The sequence below is a fragment of the Streptomyces sp. NPDC017095 genome (genome assembly GCF_044332325.1).
In the GTDB taxonomy this organism is placed as follows: Bacteria; Actinomycetota; Actinomycetes; order Streptomycetales; family Streptomycetaceae; genus Streptomyces.
The window spans coordinates 16226-30854 of the sequence record NZ_JBIROU010000014.1; the positions used below are offsets into that span (position 1 = coordinate 16226).

Sequence of the window (14629 nt, forward strand, 5' to 3'; positions counted from 1 at the left end):
GCCACCACCGCCCACGCCACAACGTCCGGCCCGACAGCACCGCCCGCTCCCGCCACGACCCGACGCGACCAGGACACCCGCATGCTCGGCACAACGAAACCCGCTGCACACGGCCGCGCGGGGCTCCCCGGCACTCCGCCGCGGAGCCCGGCCACCACCGCCCACGCCGCAGCGTCCGGCCGGACGGCACCGCCCGCTCCCGCACGCGGCCCGATCCGACACGATCAGAACACCCGCGTGCTCGGCACGCGGCGGTACCCGCTGCACACGGTCGGCCCAGACTCCCGGCGCCGCAACGGCCAGCCCCGCCCTCACCGCCCACGCCGTGGGCCCCGGGGCCGGCCGGTGGCCGCGCCCCGGCCGCGCACCCGGCGCCCCGCCGGACTACGGCGTGGCGCGCCAGCACAGCCGCGCCCGCCAGTCCCGGCCGGCCGGCCGGCGGCGTTAGCGGCTTGCCACCGATACGGCCGGGCTGCGGGTCAGTGCTGCCGCGGCGGCGCCGACCAGGCCCGCGTCGGTGCCGGTCCGTGCGGGGACGACGGTGAGCCGCCGGACGAAGGACAGGGCCGCGTAGCCGGCGAGGGCCTTGCGCAGCGGGGTGAACAGGATCTCGCCGGCCTTGCCGACCCCGCCGCCGATCACCGCGATGTCGATCTCCACCAGGGTCGCGGTGGCCGCGATACCGGCCGCCAGCGCCTGCGCGGCCCGCTCGAAGGAGGCCACGGCGACCGGGTCGCCCGCGCGGGCGGCGGCGGCCACCGCGGCGGCCGAAGTGTCGCCGTCGGGGCCGGGACGCCAGCCCCGCTCCCGGGCCCGGCGGGCGATGTTGGGCCCGCTGGCGAGACGCTCCACACAGCCACGCGAGCCGCACGGGCAGGGATCGCCGTCGAGGTCGACGCTGATGTGGCCGATGTGTCCCGCGTTGCCGGTGGGTCCGGTGTGCAGCCGGCCGCCGAGCACCAGACCGCCGCCGACGCCCGTGGAGACCACCATGCACAGCGCGTTGTCGTGGCCCCGCGCGGCACCCTGCCAGTGCTCGGCCGCCGTGATCGCGACCCCGTCGCCGATCAGCTCGACCGGCAGGCCCCCGGTGACCGCCCGCACCCGGTCGACCAGCGGGAAGTCCCGCCAGCCCGGCACGTTCACCGGGCTCACGGTGCCCGCCGAGGCGTCCACCGGGCCGGCGCTGCCGATGCCGACCGCGCCGGCGCGTCCCCACAGGGGCGACCCGGCGAGGTCGCCGAGCACCTCCTCGACGGCCCGCATGACCGTCTCGCCGTCCTGCCGGGCGGGCGTCGGACGCTGGGCGCGGGCCAGGATCCGTCCGTCGCCGTCCACCAGCGCGCCGGCGATCTTGGTGCCCCCGATGTCCAGGGCCGCCACGAGGTCGGTGTGCATCACGTCAGATCTCCCCGTCGAAAGGCTCGAGAACCACACAGCGTCAGGCCGGTCAAGCGGTGGGGGCGCAGGCCGGAGAAGCGCGGTGGACAGTCTCTCCCGCATCTGACAACGTTGTCCAGGCTCTATGCTCGACGCCACATCCTCATACAAGCGCACGGATTCCGCACCTTCCGTGGGCGAGCCAGCCCGTCGGTCCCGCACCTTCCGTGGGCGAGACGGACGAGAGACAGGACAGCGCATCGTGCCCGAGACCACCCGCCGCGCAGACCGCCTTTCCGGCAACCGGTACGGCAACCGCCCGACGATGAAGGACGTGGCGGCGCGCGCCGGTGTCGGTCTGAAGACGGTCTCCCGGGTGGTCAACGGCGAGCCCGGGGTCACCCCGGACACCGAGCGCCGGGTGCAGGAGGCGATCGACGCGCTCGGTTTCCGCCGCAACGACAGCGCGCGGGTGCTGCGCAAGGGCCGGACCGCGAGCATCGGGCTGGTCCTGGAGGATCTCGCCGACCCGTTCTACGGCCCGCTCAGCCGCGCCGTCGAGGAGGTGGCCCGTGCCCACGGCGCCCTGCTGATCAACGGCTCCAGCGCCGAGGACCCCGAGCGTGAGCGGGAACTGGCGCTGGCGCTGTGCGCGCGGCGGGTGGACGGCCTGGTGGTGATCCCGGCCGGTGACGACCACCGGTATCTGGAGCCGGAGATCCGGGCCGGGGTGGCGACCGTGTTCGTGGACCGCCCGGCCGGCCGGATCGACGCCGACGTGGTCCTGTCCGACAACTTCGGCGGCGCCCGCGACGGCGTCGCCCATCTCCTCGCGCACGGCCACCGCCGGATCGGGTTCATCGGCGACATGCCGCGGATCCACACGGCCGCGGAGCGGCTGCGCGGCTACCGGGCGGCCATGGAGGACGCCGGCATCGCCGTCGAGCCGCGCTGGATGTCGCTCGGTGTGACGAACCCGGAGCGGGTGCGCCGGGCGACCGAGGAGATGCTGTCCGGGCCCGAGCCCGTGACGGCGGTCTTCGCCGGCAACAACCGGGTGACGGTCACCGTCGTCCGGGTCCTGGCCGAGCAGTCCCGCCGGATCGCGTTCGTCGGCTTCGACGACATCGAGCTGGCCGATCTGCTCCAGCCGGGCGTCACGGTCGTCGCCCAGGACGCGGCGGCCCTCGGCCGTACCGCGGCCGAACGCCTCTTCCGCCAGCTCGACGGCACCCTCCTCACCCCGGAGCGCATCGAGCTGCCCACCCGCCTGATCACCCGCGGCTCGGGAGAGCTGCCCCCGGCGCACTGAGCCGCCCGGCGGCCGGAGACGAAGGAGCCGCCGGGGCCCGCCCGCCTCACCTCGCGGGTGAGCCCCGGCCGGCGGTCACTGCGCGGAGGCCGTCAGGTCGCCGCGGCGGGGGGAGGCGAAGGCTTCCAGGTCGGCCCGGGTCAGGCCGCTGAGGCGGGCCACCTCGGCGACGTCCAGCGCGCCGCAGTCCAGGCCGCGCAGCAGATAGCCACTGAGTGCCTTGGCGGTGGCGGGCTCGTCCATGACGTCGCCGCCGGCGCGGTTGGCGTACCGGGCGAGGCGGCCCGCGGCCTGCTCGAAGCCCTCGCGGTAGAAGGCGAAGACGGCCGCGTAGCGGGTGGGGATGTGGCCGGGGTGCATGTCCCAGCCCTGGTAGTAGGCGCGGGCGAGGGCGCGGCGGGTGAGGCCGTAGTGCAGCCGCCAGGCGTCGTGGACCTTCGCGGTGGGGCCGACGGGCAGGACGTTCGTGGAGCCGTCCGAGACGCGGACGCCCGTGCCGGCCGCCGCGACCTGCATGATCGCCTTGGCGTGGTCGGCGGCCGGGTGGTCGCTGGCCTGGTAGGCGGCGGAGACGCCGAGGCAGGCGCTGTAGTCGAAGGTGCCGTAGTGCAGCCCGGTGGCGCGGCCCTGGGCGGCCTGGATCATGCGGGCGACCGTGGCGGTGCCGTCGGTGGCCAGGATGGACTGGCTGGTCTCGATCTGGATCTCGAAGCCCAGGCGTCCGGCGTCCAGGCCGTGCGCCTTCTCGAAGGCCTCCAGCAGCCGGACGAAGGCGCCGACCTGCTCGGCGTAGGTCACCTTGGGCAGGGTGAGGACCAGGCCCTCGGGCAGGCCGCCGGACTCCATGAGCGTGGTGAGGAAGACGTCGAGGGTGCGGATGCCCCGGTCGCGTACGGGGGCCTCCATGCACTTCATGCGGATGCCCATGTACGGCGCCGCCGTGCCGTCGGCGTACGCCCGCGCGATCAGCCGGGCGGCGCGGGCGGCCGTCTCGTCCTCCTCCGCGTCGGGCCGGGGGCCGTAGCCGTCCTCGAAGTCGACGCGCAGGTCCTCGACGGGCTCGCGCTCCAGCTTGGCGCGGACGCGGGAGTAGACCGGTTCGGCCAGTTCCTCCGAGAGTCCGAGCACGGCCGCGAAGGAGGCGGCGTCCGGGGCGTGCGCGTCGAGCAGCGCGAGCGCCTGGTCGCCCCAGGAGCGGATGGTGTCGGCGGCGAAGGCGTCCCCGGGCACGTACACGGTGTGGACGGGCTGCCGGGTTCCCGGGTCCCCGGGGTAGCGGCGCTCCAGCTCCGCGTCGACCGAGGCGAGAGAAGCGCTGATCTCCTCGCTGACGGCGCCCGCGAGGCTCGTCGCCACGTTCTCCTGCTGACCCATCCCACACCCTCCAACTTTCCGCTTTATGGAATCAACAATCCGTATGGCGAAGTTATCGGGCAACTTCCCGCTGGTCAACAGCGGAAGGAAGACACGGCGGAACCGGCTCGGCATCCGCGTACCCCCGCGGCGGGCGCGGCACCCGGGACGACACGAGGCCCCCGGGACCGGCAGCGCGGTCCCGGGGGCCTCGTACGGGTACGGTACGGCTCAGCCCTTGCGGGTCTTGATCTCCTCGGTCAGCTGCGGGACGACGTCGAACAGGTCGCCGACCACGCCGAAGTCGACCAGCTCGAAGATCGGGGCCTCCGCGTCCTTGTTGACGGCCACGATCGTCTTCGAGGTCTGCATGCCGGCCCGGTGCTGGATCGCGCCCGAGATGCCGTTGGCGATGTACAGCTGCGGCGACACGCTCTTGCCGGTCTGGCCGACCTGGTTGGTGTGCGGGTACCAGCCCGCGTCCACCGCGGCGCGGGAGGCACCCACGGCCGCGCCGAGGGAGTCGGCGAGCGCCTCGATGACCGAGAAGTTCTCCGCGCCGTTCACACCGCGGCCGCCGGAGACCACGATCGCGGCCTCGGTCAGCTCCGGGCGGCCCGTCGACTCACGCGGCGTACGGCCGGTGACCTTGGTGCCGGTCGCCTGGTCCGAGAAGGACACCGACAGGGACTCCACCGCGCCGGCGGCCGGAGCGGCCTCGACGGCGGCCGAGTTCGGCTTGACCGTGATGACCGGCGTGCCCTTGACGACGCGGGACTTGGTGGTGAAGGAGGCGGCGAACACCGACTGGGTGGCCACCGGGCCCTCCTCGCCGGCCTCCAGGTCGACGGCGTCGGTGATGACGCCGGAGCCGAGGCGCAGCGCGAGGCGGGCGGCGATCTCCTTGCCGTCGGCGGAGGACGGCACCAGCACGGCGGCCGGGGAGACGGCCTCGTGGGCGGCCTGGAGGGCGTCCACCTTCGGCACGACCAGATAGTCGGCGTACTCGGACGCCTCATGGGTCAGCACACGGGTCGCACCGTGCTCGGCGAGGGTGCTCACGGTGTCGGCGGCGCCGTTGCCCAGGGCCACGGCGACGGGCTCGCCGATACGGCGGGCCAGGGTCAGCAGCTCCAGCGTGGGCTTGCGGACGGCACCGTCCACGTGATCGACGTAGACGAGGACTTCAGCCATGGGATTGCTCTCCTGCGTAACGAAGTTGAGGGGCGGTCAGCGGGGGCCGGGCCTAGATGAACTTCTGGCCCGCGAGGAACTCAGCGAGCTGCTTGCCGCCCTCGCCCTCGTCCTTGACGATGGTGCCGGCCGTGCGCGCCGGGCGCTCGGTCACGGACTCGACCTTGGTGAAGGCGCCGTCCAGGCCGACTTCCTCGGCCTCGATGTCCAGGTCGGACAGGTCCCAGGACTGCACCGGCTTCTTCTTGGCCGCCATGATGCCCTTGAAGGACGGGTAGCGGGCCTCGCCGGACTGGTCGGTCACGGAGACGACGGCCGGGAGCTGCGCCTCGAGCTGCTCGGAGGCGGCGTCGCCGTCACGGCGGCCCTTGACCACGCCGTCCTCGACGGAGACCTCGGACAGCAGGGTGACCTGCGGGACGCCCAGACGCTCGGCGACCAGCGCGGGCACGACACCCATGGTGCCGTCGGTGGAGGCCATGCCGGAGACGACCAGGTCGAAGCCGGCCTTCTCGATCGCCTTGGCCAGCACCAGGGAGGTGCCGATGGCGTCGGTGCCGTGCAGGTCGTCGTCCTCGACGTGGATCGCCTTGTCGGCGCCCATGGACAGGGCCTTGCGAAGCGCGTCCTTGGCGTCCTCGGGGCCGACCGTCAGCACGGTGACCTCGGCGTCGTCCGCGTTCTCCGCGATCTGCAGCGCCTGCTCGACCGCGTACTCGTCCAGTTCGGAGAGCAGACCGTCCACGTCGTCGCGGTCGACGGTCAGGTCATCGGCGAAGTGCCGGTCGCCAGTGGCGTCGGGCACGTACTTCACAGTGACAACGATCCTCAAGCTCACGCCGGCTCTCCTACTGCATCGTCTGTTCGGGCTGCCTCTTGCAGGCAGCATAGGCGCCTGAAGCGGCCGATCCCGGTCGGGGCGTCCGCGCGCTCCGAACGAGATATTACTCGTCAGTACACCCAGTTCCTGCCCGCTAAGCAAGCGCTTTGAACTGTGACCTTCGCAACGCAGCGTAACCGGAACCCGACGGTCTCGCAGGGGGCGGCGGGGTGATCAGTCCCGCAGGCCGCCGAAGCGGCCCTGGTGGTAGAGGAGCGGGCGGCCGGCGCCCGAGGGATCGCCGAGGACGACCTCGGCGAGCACGATGCGGTGGTCGCCGGCGGGGACCCGGCCGACGATCCGGCACACCAGCCAGGCGAGCACGTCGCCCAGCACCGGCACGCCCTCCGGGCCCTCCCGCCAGGCGGTGGGCGCGCCGAAGCGGTCGGCGCCGCTGCGCGCGAAGGTGGCGGCCAGCTCGCTCTGGTGCTCGCCGAGTATGTGCACGCCGACATGGTCGGCCTCGGCGATGGCGGGCCAGCTGGAGGCGCCCGTGCCGATGCCGAAGGAGACCATCGGCGGCTCCGCGGAGACGGAGGTGAGGGAGGTGGCGGTGAAGCCGACCGGTCCGCGGGCGCCGCGCGCGGTGATCACCGCGACACCGGCGGCGTGCCGGCGGAAGGTGGAGCGCAGCAGGTCCGGGGAGGCGAGCTGAGGGGTGCCGAGGTCGGGCGTGGCCGTCATGGAATCGTCCTTCTGCCGGAGGTCACGAGCGGGATCGCGGGTGCTCAACGGACGGGACAGCGCGCGCTCGCGGTGCGGGCGAGGTCGATGTGCACCCGCCCGTAGAGAAGGAGTTCTGTCGGCATACGGTCAGGTTGACGAGAGGTGAGCCGTGCAGTCAAGCGGGGCCCGCGGTCCGCGAGCGGGCGCACCGTCCGCTGAGGCACGCTCAGACGGCCTGCCCCAGGGCCGCGATGACGTCGGCTCTGCGGGGCTGTCCGGTGGCGCGCCGCACCACGCGTCCGCCGGCGTCCAGGACCAGGACGGTGGGCGTCGCGCGGATCTCCAGCGCGCGCACGAGGTCCAGGTGGGCCTCCGCGTCGATCTCGACGTGGGTCACGCCCGGGACCATCCCGGCGACCTCGCGCAGCACCCGCCGGGTGGCCCGGCAGGGCGCGCAGAAGGCGCTGGAGAACTGCACCAGCGTGGCGCGCCGCCCTGGTTCCACGCCGAGTTCGGCCGCCCCGAGCCGCTTGCCGTCGTCGCGCCCGCACACCCGCACTCTCCCGTTCCGCCGCCGCTGCGGCTCAGTACGGCGGGCACCCGCGCGGGCGCGCCACCGGTCCGGTCTCCCTCAGCACCAGCAGTCGCGGGGCCGCGAAGATTCCCGCCCGCGGCGAAGAGGGAAGCAAAGAAGGGAAAAGAAGGGGAGAGGAGGGAGGGCAAGCGGGGGGAGCCGGGGCGGAATGTAGGCCGACGTGACGAGGATCTCGCCGCCGCGAGGCACCAGGACTGGCTACCCGCGCGTTCTTCGGGCACGATCTGCGAGACGCCGTAAAACCTACGGCCGCGTAACTTCCCGCCGGGAGCCCTCCCTTTCCCGAGCAGAGCAGAAAGGGTCCACCCCGCCCATGGCAGAGCTGGTCTACCGTCCCGTCATCGGTTTCGCCAAGACGCTGTTCAAGGTCTGGGACCTGAACATCGACTGCCGTGGGTCGGAGAACATCCCTCGCTCGGGCGGCGCCGTGCTGGTGAGCAATCACATCAGCTACCTGGACTTCATCTTCAACGGCCTGGCGGCGCTGCCGCAGAAGCGCCTGGTGCGCTTCATGGCGAAGGACTCCGTCTTCCGGCACCGGATCTCCGGGCCGCTGATGCGCGGGATGAAGCACATCCCGGTGGACCGCGGGCAGGGCGAGGCGGCGTACGCGCACGCGCTGGACGCGCTGCGTTCCGGCGAGATCATCGGGGTGTTCCCGGAGGCGACGATCTCGCAGTCGTTCACGCTGAAGAGCTTCAAGTCGGGTGCGGCCCGGCTGGCCCAGGAGGCGGGCGTCCCGCTGATCCCGATGGCGGTCTGGGGCACGCAGCGGCTGTGGACGAAGGGGCACCCCCGCAACTTCAAGCGCAGCCACCTGCCCGTGACCATCCGCGTCGGCGAGGCGGTGGAGGCACCCCGCGACCAGTACGCCGGCGCCATCACCCGCCGGCTGCGCGAGCGCGTCCAGGAACTGCTGGAGGCCGCCCAGCGCGCCTACCCGGGCCACCCCAAGGGCCCGGAGGACACCTGGTGGCTGCCGTCGCACCTGGGCGGTTCGGCGCCCACGGCACAGGAGCTGCGCGCGGTCGAGGTCCGCTGAGACCTGCGGCGCCCGGCCGCGGCGCCGGCGCACGCGGTGGGGCGGGCCGGCCCGTGGCCTGCCCGCCGCGAGGGCTACGGTCTCAGAGGCTGTCCGGGAGCGTCTTCCACAGGTGCCGCCGGTCGGCGGCGGTGCGCAGGGCCGTGAGGACGGCCGGGTGCGGGGCGGCGTACAGGGCCGGATAGTCCCTCTCCCCGGCCGCGGGGTCCGGGATCCAGGCCAGCCGTTCGCCGTCCAGGGAGAATTGGGCGTCGACGCCCGGTCTGTTGCCACGCGGGTCCTGCCGGTGCCAGGCGCCGTGGAAGCGGACGGCGATCAGCCCGTGGAGCAGGTGACCGCCCTCGTCGTCGGTCAGACGCTGGTAGCACAGGGCCGTCGGGATGTCCTCGGCCCGCAGCAGGGCGGCCAGGGCGTAGGACTTGGCGTGGCAGACGCCGGTGCCGAGGGTCAGCACGTCGGAGGCGCGCCAGGTGACGCGGAGGTCGCCGGAGTCCGCGGAGTGCGTGAGGGTGTCCCGGACGAATTCATAGGCGGCGCGTGCATAGTCATACGAGTCGGCGGCTCCTGCGGCGAGACGCGCGGCGGTCTCCCGGACCACCGGGTGGTGGTGGTCGACGGCCTCGTCGGCGGCCAGGTACGCGGACAGGTCGGCTGTGCTCTGGATCAGCTCCATGCCCGCAGAGCATAGGAAAGCGATCACCCGAACGTCAATGATTTTTCGGGTGACCGCATACCTATGCAGAGCTGGCTAGCGGGCCATCTCCTCCTTGAGGGCCGCCACGAACGCGTCGACGTCCTCGTCCGTGGTGTCGAAGGAGCACATCCAGCGCACCACTCCGGCGGCCTCGTCCCAGAAGTAGAACCGGAACCGCCGCTGCAGCCGCTCGCTCACGTCGTGCGGGAGCCTGGCGAAGACGCCGTTGGCCTGTACCGGGTAGAGGATCTCCACGCCGTGCACCGCGCGGGCGCCCTCGGCGAGCCGCTGGGCCATCTCGTTGGCGTGCCGGGCGTTGCGCAGCCAGAGGTCCTTGGCGAGCAGGGCCTCCAACTGCACGGAGACGAAGCGCATCTTCGAGGCGAGCTGCATCGACATCTTGCGCAGGTGCTTCATCTGCCGTACGGCGTCCTGGTTCAGGACGACGACGGCCTCGCCGAACAGGGCGCCGTTCTTCGTGCCGCCCAGCGAGAGGATGTCGACGCCGACCGCGTTGGTGAACGTCCGCATGGGCACGTCCAGGGAGGCGGCGGCGTTGGCTATGCGGGAGCCGTCCAGGTGCACCCGCATGCCGTGCGCGTGGGCGTGCTCGCAGATCGCGCGGATCTCCCCGGGCGTGTAGAGGGTGCCCAGCTCGGTGGACTGGGTGATCGACACGACCTGCGGCATCGCGCGGTGCTCGTCCTCCCAGCCGTACGCCTGCCGGTCGATCAGCTCCGGGGTGAGCTTGCCGTCGGGCGTGGGCACGGTGAGCAGCTTCAGTCCGCCCATGCGCTCGGGGGCGCCGCCCTCGTCCACGTGGATGTGCGCGCTCTCGGCGCAGATCACCGCGCCCCAGCGGTCGGTCACCGCCTGGAGCGCGACCACGTTCGCGCCGGTGCCGTTGAAGACCGGGAACGCCTCGGCGGTGGCACCGAAGTGGCTGCGGACGATCCGCTGGAGGTGGTCGGTGTAGTCGTCCTCGCCGTACGCCACCTGGTGGCCGCCGTTGGCCAGGGCCAGGGCGGCCAGCACCTCGGGGTGGGCTCCGGCGTAGTTGTCACTGGCGAAACCGCGGACCCGCGGGTCGTGGTGGCGACGCGCGTCGGTCCTGGGAGGGTTCACGGCTTCTCGGTCAGCCACAGACGGTTTCCGTTCACTTCGGCGGCGGGCTTGCGCCAGACGCCCTCGACGGCCTCGGCCAGGTCCGTGACGTCCGTGAAGCCCGCGAACTTCGCGTTGGGGCGTTCGGCGCGCATGGCGTCGTGCACCAGCGCCTTCACCACCAGGATCGTAGCCGCCGCGCGCGGGCCCGCCTCGCCCCCGGCCTTGCGGAAGCCGTCGGCCATCGCGAGCGTCCAGGCCTCCGCCGCCGCCTTGGCCGCGGAGTACGCCGCGTTGCCCGCCGTCGGCTTCGCCGCGCCGGCGGCGCTGATCAGCACGTACCGGCCGCGCTCGCCGCGCTGGAGCGCGTCGAAGAAGCCGAGGGAGGTGTGCTGGACGGTGCGGACGAGCAGCTTCTCCAGCAGGTCCCAGTCGGCCAGGTCGGTGTCGCCGAAGCCGGCGCCGCCGCGCCAGCCGCCGACCAGATGGACCAGGCCGTCCACGCGGCCGTGGTCCTTCTCGATCCGCGCGGCCCAGTCCCGGGTGGAGTCCAGGTCGAGCAGGTCGACGGTCTCACCGGTGACCGTGGCGCCGCCACGGGCGTAGCGGGCCGCGTCGACGGCCTCCGCGAGCCGCTCCGGGTTGTTGTCGGCGCCGACGACGACCGCGCCCGCCTCGGCGAGCCGGATCAGCGCCGCGCGTCCGGCCGGTCCGCCCGCGCCGGCCACCGCGATCACCGCACCGCTCAGAACCCCGTTGCCCACCATGTTCGTCCCCTCTTGCACCGTGTCCGTGCCGCGGGCGTGGCCGCTCACGCGGCGATCCGCTCGGCGCTGTCCGCCGTGATGCCCTTGGTGGAGGCGATCACGTTCTTCAGTTTCTTGCCGAGCGCCTCATAGAACATGCTCAGCGGAAACTCGTCCGGAAGCACGTCGTCCACCAGCTTGCGCGGCGGCAGGGTCAGGTCCAGGGCGTCGGGGCCCTTGGCCCACGTGGAGCCGGGGTGCGGGGCGAGGTAGGTGGAGACCAGTTCGTAGCCGGCGAGCCAGTGCACCAGCTTCGGGCGGTCGATGCCGTCCCGGTAGAGCTTCTCGATCTCGGCGCAGAGCTGGTTGGTGACCTGCGGGGCGCGCTCCCAGTCGAGGGAGAGCTTGTTGTCGGTCCACCGGATGACGTCGTGCCGGTGCAGGTAGGCGAAGAGCAGCTGGCCGCCGAGGCCGTCGTAGTTGCGGACGCGGTCGCCGGTGACCGGGAAGCGGAAGACACGGTCGAAGAGCACCGCGTACTGCACGTCACGGCCCTGCGGGACGCCGTCCGCCTGCAGCTTGACGGCCTCCTTGAAGGTGGTGAGGTCGCAGCGCAGCTCCTCCAGGCCGTACATCCAGAACGGCTGGCGCTGCTTGATCATGAACGGGTCGAACGGCAGGTCGCCGTGGCTGTGGGTGCGGTCGTGGACCATGTCCCACAGGACGAAGGCGTCTTCGCAGCGCTTCTGGTCGCGGACCATCGCGGCGATGTCCTCGGGCAGCTCCAGGCCCAGGATGTCCACGGCGGCCTCGGTGACCCGGCGGAAGCGGGCGGCCTCGCGGTCGCAGAAGATGCCGCCCCAGGAGAACCGTTCCGGTGCCTGGCGGACGGCGATGGTCTCCGGGAAGAGCACCGCCGAGTTGGTGTCGTAGCCGGCGGTGAAGTCCTCGAACCTGATGCCGCAGAAGAGCGGGTTGTCGTAGCGGGTGCGCTCCAGCTCGGCCAGCCACTCCGGCCACACCATGCGCAGGACGACCGCCTCCAGATTGCGGTCCGGGTTGCCGTTCTGCGTGTACATCGGGAAGACGACCAGGTGCTGGAGGCCGTCCTCGCGGTGGGCGGCGGGCTGGAAGGCCAGCAGGGAGTCCAGGAAGTCCGGCACCTCGAAGCCGCCCTCGGCCCAGCGGCGCAGGTCCCGCACCAGGGCCTGGTGGTACGCGGCGTCGTGCGGGACCAGCGGGGAGAGCTCCTCGACCGCGCCGGCGACCCGCTCGACGGCCGCCACGGCGTCGGCCCGCGGCGGGGCGTCCTCGGCGGCGAAGTCGATCGATCCGTCCTGCGACTGCCATGGCCGGATCTGCTCCACGGCATCCTTGAGCACCGCCCAGGCCGGGTGCTCGACCACCCTGCTCAGCGGAGGAACCCGCTCCTCCGAACCCGGCCGCACAAGAATTTCCGTCATGTCCCATCCTCCACGGGAGAACCTCGCGTGGAGACACCGTATGCATACCCCGTTACTCTCAGCAAGAGCCCGATCGGGAAATTATTCTGCCGAACCCCTTGGTCACCGATGTTTTTCCTGCCGCAAACCGTGACGGCACTCACTTCAGCAAAGGCCCCGGGCTCGCGGGCGGCCGGGACGCCGGGCGGTCAAGGAAGCAGAGGACGCGCCCACCAGAGGGTGACGGCCAGGGCGGATACCGGCCAACTGGCGCCTGCCCCGGCTCCCGAATGCCCGGCGCAGCCACGGGTCCAACGCACGGCGCGGCCACTAGGCTGCGGCCTTGCCGCGTGGACGAGGGCGTCCGCCACCGGGTCCGTCGGTCCGCGCGTCGCCGAGCCGCCGTCGACGGAAGCGAGTTGAACCTTGAACTTCCTTACCATCGGTCACCGCGGGGTCATGGGCGTCGAGCCCGAGAACACCCTCCGTTCCTTCGTCGCCGCGCAGCAGGCCGGCCTCGATCTGATCGAACTCGACCTGCACCTGAGCAAGGACGGTGCCCTGGTCGTCATGCACGACGCGGAAGTGGACCGGACGACCGACGGGTCCGGCCTGATCGCCGAGAAGACCCTCGCGGAGCTGCGCACCCTGGACGCGGGCCGCGGCGAGCGGATCCCGGTGTTCGAGGAGGTGCTGGAGGCGGTGCGCACACCGGTGCAGGCCGAGATCAAGGACGTGGCGGCGGCACGGGCGCTGGCCGGGGTGCTGCGCGCGCGGGACCTGACCGCGCGGGTGGAGGTGTCCTCGTTCCACGACGAGGCGGTGGCCGAGATCGCGCGGCTGGTGCCGGGCGTGCGCACCGCGCTGGTCGCGAGCCGGTACGGCACCGACGTGGTGGACCGCGCGGTCGCGGCGGGCGCGGCGACACTGTGCCTGAACATCCGCCGGCTCACCCTGGAGATCGTCGAGCACGCCCGCGCGTCCGGGCTGCGGATCATCGGCTGGGTGGTCAACACCCAGGACCAGCTGCGGCTGGTCCGCGCCCTGGAGCTGGACGGGGCGACGACCGACTACCCGGAGATCAAGCGCACGGGGCGCTTCACCGCCTAGGCGGTGAAGGTTCCGTTGAGCTTCTTGACCAGCAGCTCGAACCGGAGGCCGGCGCGCAGCGGGATGCCGAAGCGCTCGTCGCCGTACGGGAACGGGGAGGTCTGTCCCGTACGGCGGTAGCCGCGGCGCTCGTACCAGGCGATCAGGTCCTCCCGTACGGAGATCACCGTCATGCGCATCTCCGTGACGCCCCAGGTCTGCCGGCACCGGCGCTCCGCCTCCGCCAGGACCGCCTTGCCCAGACCGGCGCCCTGGAGGGCGGGGCTCACCGCGAACATCCCGAAGTAGGCGTGGTCATCGCGGTGTTCGAGCTGGCAGCAGGCGACGATCCGGCCGTCCTGCTCGACGGTGAGCAGCCGGCTGCCGGGCGACTCGATCACGTCGAGCACGCCCTGGGGGTCGGTGCGCTGGCCGTCCAGGATGTCCGCCTCGGTGGTCCACCCGGCCCGGCTGCTGTCACCCCGGTACGCCGACTCGACCAGCGCGACGAGGGCGTCCACGTCGGCGGCGGTGGCGTCACGGAAGACGAGTGCGGTGGCGGGGGTGTCCATGGGGAGGGTCTCCGATCTCGGGTGCGCGGCACCGGCTCGGGCGTGGCCGGGGTCCCGAAGAGGGTAGCGCTGCGACTAGGCTCGGCCCGCATGGTGCATGTACTCAGCAGCCGGACCCTGCTCCGGCCCACCGATCCCGAGCGTTCCCGCGCCTTCTACGGCGAGCAGCTCGGCCTCTCCGTCCACCGCGAGTTCGGAACCGGCCCCGAGCGCGGCACGGTCTACTTCCTCGGCAGCGGCTTCCTGGAGCTGTCCGGCCGGTCCGACGTCCCGCCCTCGCCCGCGGTGCGGCTGTGGCTGCAGGTCGAGGACGTGGCGGCCGCGGCCGAGGAGCTGCGGGCCCGGGGCGTGGAGATCGTACGGCCGCCGGTGCGGGAGCCGTGGGGCCTGATCGAGATGTGGATCACCGACCCGGACGGCACGCGGATCGTTCTGGTGGAGATCCCCGCGGACCATCCGCTGCGGTACCGGCCGGGGATCTAGGGACGGCAAGCGGGGCCTGGTGGCGGGCGGTCCGGCCGGACCGCCCGCGGTCGCGAGGCGCGCGGGACCGGGCGGCG

15 protein-coding genes are annotated in these 14629 nt (G+C 72.7%); 4 read left to right on the forward strand and 11 right to left on the reverse strand.

The window, feature by feature from the left end; genetic code table 11:
- Positions 1–444: 444 nt before the first annotated feature.
- Positions 445–1398, reverse strand: coding sequence for an ROK family protein (locus tag ACH4OA_RS25750; protein ID WP_397939611.1), 954 nt, complete (start codon positions 1396–1398; stop codon positions 445–447).
- Positions 1399–1642: 244 nt separating this feature from the next.
- On the opposite strand from ACH4OA_RS25750, the gene ACH4OA_RS25755 reads away from it, so the two are divergent.
- Complete coding sequence (locus ACH4OA_RS25755; protein ID WP_397971172.1) at positions 1643–2692, forward strand: LacI family DNA-binding transcriptional regulator; 1050 nt, start codon at positions 1643–1645, stop codon at positions 2690–2692.
- A 75-nt stretch (positions 2693–2767) separates the two neighbouring features.
- Here the strand turns inward: ACH4OA_RS25755 and ACH4OA_RS25760 are convergent, their stop codons facing one another.
- The 5 genes from ACH4OA_RS25760 to ACH4OA_RS25780 form a co-directional block, all read right to left on the reverse strand.
- Positions 2768–4066 carry a DUF6986 family protein gene (locus tag ACH4OA_RS25760; protein ID WP_397939413.1) on the reverse strand — a complete coding sequence of 433 codons (1299 nt, stop codon included), beginning with the start codon at positions 4064–4066 and terminating at the stop codon, positions 2768–2770.
- Between the two features lie 210 nt (positions 4067–4276).
- Complete coding sequence (locus ACH4OA_RS25765; RefSeq protein ID WP_397939415.1) at positions 4277–5239, reverse strand: electron transfer flavoprotein subunit alpha/FixB family protein; 963 nt, start codon at positions 5237–5239, stop codon at positions 4277–4279.
- Positions 5240–5291: 52 nt separating this feature from the next.
- Positions 5292–6077 carry an electron transfer flavoprotein subunit beta/FixA family protein gene (locus ACH4OA_RS25770; RefSeq protein WP_397939417.1) on the reverse strand — a complete coding sequence of 262 codons (786 nt, stop codon included), beginning with the start codon at positions 6075–6077 and terminating at the stop codon, positions 5292–5294.
- Positions 6078–6293: 216 nt separating this feature from the next.
- Positions 6294–6803, reverse strand: a complete 510-nt coding sequence (locus tag ACH4OA_RS25775) for a flavin reductase family protein (RefSeq protein WP_365879443.1) — start codon at positions 6801–6803, stop codon at positions 6294–6296.
- A 208-nt stretch (positions 6804–7011) separates the two neighbouring features.
- Entirely contained in the window at positions 7012–7344 is a 333-nt protein-coding gene (locus tag ACH4OA_RS25780) for a thioredoxin family protein (protein WP_365879441.1), read from the reverse strand.
- 349 nt (positions 7345–7693) lie between these two features.
- On the opposite strand from ACH4OA_RS25780, the gene ACH4OA_RS25785 reads away from it, so the two are divergent.
- A complete protein-coding gene (locus tag ACH4OA_RS25785) occupies positions 7694–8422 on the forward strand; it encodes a lysophospholipid acyltransferase family protein (RefSeq protein ID WP_365879439.1) in 729 nt (242 codons plus the stop codon).
- An 82-nt stretch (positions 8423–8504) separates the two neighbouring features.
- Here the strand turns inward: ACH4OA_RS25785 and ACH4OA_RS25790 are convergent, their stop codons facing one another.
- From ACH4OA_RS25790 to ACH4OA_RS25805, 4 genes are all read right to left on the reverse strand, one after another.
- Complete coding sequence (locus ACH4OA_RS25790; RefSeq protein ID WP_397971175.1) at positions 8505–9095, reverse strand: transglutaminase family protein; 591 nt, start codon at positions 9093–9095, stop codon at positions 8505–8507.
- A gap of 75 nt (positions 9096–9170) precedes the next feature.
- On the reverse strand, positions 9171–10241 hold the full coding sequence (locus ACH4OA_RS25795) for a threonine aldolase family protein (RefSeq protein ID WP_397939423.1): 1071 nt from the start codon (positions 10239–10241) through the stop codon (positions 9171–9173).
- Positions 10238–10984 carry an SDR family NAD(P)-dependent oxidoreductase gene (locus ACH4OA_RS25800; protein WP_397939613.1) on the reverse strand — a complete coding sequence of 249 codons (747 nt, stop codon included), beginning with the start codon at positions 10982–10984 and terminating at the stop codon, positions 10238–10240. Before ACH4OA_RS25800 ends, ACH4OA_RS25795 begins: the two co-directional genes overlap by 4 nt.
- Positions 10985–11031: 47 nt before the next feature.
- A complete protein-coding gene (locus ACH4OA_RS25805) occupies positions 11032–12429 on the reverse strand; it encodes a DUF6421 family protein (RefSeq protein ID WP_397947000.1) in 1398 nt (465 codons plus the stop codon).
- Positions 12430–12834: 405 nt separating this feature from the next.
- Between ACH4OA_RS25805 and ACH4OA_RS25810 the strand changes: the two genes are divergently transcribed.
- The gene (locus tag ACH4OA_RS25810) at positions 12835–13518 is read left to right on the forward strand and encodes a glycerophosphodiester phosphodiesterase family protein (protein WP_365879431.1); all 684 of its coding nucleotides are present in this window, start codon (positions 12835–12837) and stop codon (positions 13516–13518) included.
- Here ACH4OA_RS25810 and ACH4OA_RS25815 read toward each other — a convergent pair.
- A complete protein-coding gene (locus ACH4OA_RS25815) occupies positions 13515–14069 on the reverse strand; it encodes a GNAT family N-acetyltransferase (protein ID WP_397971178.1) in 555 nt (184 codons plus the stop codon). The two genes, ACH4OA_RS25810 and ACH4OA_RS25815, sit on opposite strands and share 4 nt — an antisense overlap.
- A 90-nt stretch (positions 14070–14159) precedes the next feature.
- On the opposite strand from ACH4OA_RS25815, the gene ACH4OA_RS25820 reads away from it, so the two are divergent.
- Positions 14160–14552, forward strand: coding sequence for a VOC family protein (locus ACH4OA_RS25820; protein WP_365879427.1), 393 nt, complete (start codon positions 14160–14162; stop codon positions 14550–14552).
- Positions 14553–14629: the final 77 nt, after the last annotated feature.